The organism is Rathayibacter sp. AY2B5, from assembly GCF_002931645.1.
GTDB lineage: Bacteria > Actinomycetota > Actinomycetes > Actinomycetales > Microbacteriaceae > Rathayibacter.
Genome location: NZ_PSUE01000056.1, coordinates 1 through 2,267, shown reverse-complemented (window position 1 = coordinate 2,267; position 2,267 = coordinate 1). Strand labels below are relative to the sequence as shown.

Sequence of the window (2,267 nt, the reverse complement as noted above, 5' to 3'; positions counted from 1 at the left end):
GACAGGGGCGGACCGGGGACAGGGGCGGACCGGGACGCGGGCGGACCGGGACGCGGGCGGACCGGGACGCGGTGGCCGACGCCCCGAAGCGCCGAAGCACCACGGGACACGGGGCTCGAGGCTCGAGGCTCGAGGCTCGAGGCTCGAGGCTCGAGGCTCGAGGCTCGACGAAGCGCCAACGTGCCGACGGACCTCGCGGCGCCGGAGGTGCGAGAGCGCGAGGGCGCCTGGGCGTGTCCAGGCACGGCGATGCACCGCCTCGCGGCCGACGGAGTGTCGGATCGCCCGGCAGGTCGGGCTGCGGATCAGAACGGCGGAGACGCGTCCACGAACCGCGGCCGCGTCGGCGACAGCAGCGATGGCGACGGTCGAGGTGACGACGGTCGCGATGACCTCAGCTGCGATGACGAGGATCGTGGTGACAGCGGGTGCGGCTGCGGCTCCGGTTCTTGCGCCGACTGCGGCGTCGGTCGTCGCGTGGGCGGCAGCGGAGCTCCGGGCAGCGCCCGCGGTCGGTCGGTGATCCGACGGCCGGTGGGGGTCGTCCAGACGACGGTGCCGTCCGGATGGAGGGCGTAGGTCCAGCGGTCGCCGTGGCGGACGTGGTGGTGCGCGACGCAGAGCGAGGCCAGGTTGCCGAGGGCGGTCTCGCCTCCGTTCCGCCACTCGAGGGTGTGGTCGGCCTCGGCCGTCGAGGACGAGCGGGTGCAGCCGGGGAACCGGCAGGTCCGGTCGCGCAGCTGCAGCTGGAGGCGCATCCGAGGGGGCGGGACGCGGAGGGTCCTGCCGACCGACGTCACCACTCCCGTGTCCGGATCGGTCAGCACCCGCGTGAAGGCGGCCGCCGTGCGCACGAGCTCCCGGGCGATGTCGGCGGGGACGAGACCGTAGCCGTCGAGTTCGGCCGGCGCGTCGTCGAGGCCGACCGCGGTGCTGGCGGCGAGGGTGAGGCGCACGTCGGCGCGGACTCCGGAGACCGAGGCGTGGATTCCGGAGCCCGAGGCGCGGACGGCGCTCGCTCCTTCTCCCGAGGATCCGTCTGCGGAGATGTCGCCGTCGATGAGCAGATCGACGAGGGCGTCGGCCCGCAGCTGCGCGAGCGTCCGGCCGTCGCCGAGGGAGATGTCAGCGTCTCCACCGGCGCCGCCACCCGTCTCCGCGCCGAGCCCGGCACCGGCACCGGCACCAGCACCAGCACCAGCACCAGCACCAGCACCAGCACCAGCGTCCGTCCGCGCGCCGACTGCCACCGGAGCATCGCCACGGGCACCAGTACCGCTCTGTGCAGTCGCAGTCGCAGTCGCACTCGCACTCCCACTCGCACTCGCACTCGCACCTGCACCGAACCCGATCCCCGCCGCGTCCGCCCCGTCGCGGAGCGAGCGGGCGATGCGGTCGAGACGGTTGTAGGCGCCGACCGCGACCGGGGCCGGCAGCAGGGCGCAGAGCGTGGCCATGCCGTCGGCCTCGGCTCCGAGCCACACGCTGCGGTCCTCTCGGGCGCGGGCGTGGCGTTCGGTGAACGGCTGCTCGTGCAGCTCGTCGCGCAACCGCGCCACGGTCCGGCGGAGCTGGGTGGGCGTCTGCGTGAGCGCCGCGGCGGCCGCCCGCTCGTCGAAGGGCGCGCGCGACGGAGCGGGGAGGGTCGCGGCGGCGGCGCAGACGACCTCGCCGGCCTCCCAGAGGATCCGGGCCTCGGCCAGGAGGGCACGGGTCGCCGGGAGGTCCTCGATGAGGAGCCGAGCATGCTCGAGACGCCGAGACGCCACGCGCTCCGACATCCCGAGCGCCGTCGCGAACTCGGCTCGGATCGAGCGCTCCACGAGGTCTCCCGCCTCGCTCCGGGAAAGACGACTCCCCCGCGCGAACGACTCCGGCACGAGCAGCGCCGCCCGGTACGCCGTGTGCAGGGCGACGGCCCCCGCGAGCAGCACCGGTGCCGAGGAGCGGGCGAGCCCCGCCGCGAGACCGGCGAGCGCGCGCACCGCGTCGAGCGTCTGCGCCGCCTCGCCCGCGCGCACCGCCTCGACCGCCTGCGCCGCGTCACCCGAACTTCTCATACGTGTATTGAATCAGCGACCACCGACATCGGGCCGGGGCCCGTGACCAGGATCGGGACAACGGAGCCGGTACCCCGCCTGTGGAGGGAGGACCGGCGGCGAGCGCAAGCTCGCACATCCCTGTCCGCGCGATTCCTGAGCCGAACCACCAGCCCGCGCCGCCCGCCCCGCTCGAACCCGTCCGCTCGAACCCGCCCCGCTCGAACC

At 75.0% G+C, this 2,267-nt stretch carries 1 protein-coding gene; it reads right to left on the bottom strand.

The genetic code is table 11. From position 1 onward, the window contains the following. Positions 1-305 precede the first annotated feature (305 nt). Positions 306-2,060 carry an HNH endonuclease signature motif containing protein gene (locus tag C5C30_RS17240; protein WP_104334191.1) on the bottom strand — a complete coding sequence of 585 codons (1,755 nt, stop codon included), beginning with the start codon at positions 2,058-2,060 and terminating at the stop codon, positions 306-308. Positions 2,061-2,267 lie beyond the last annotated feature (207 nt).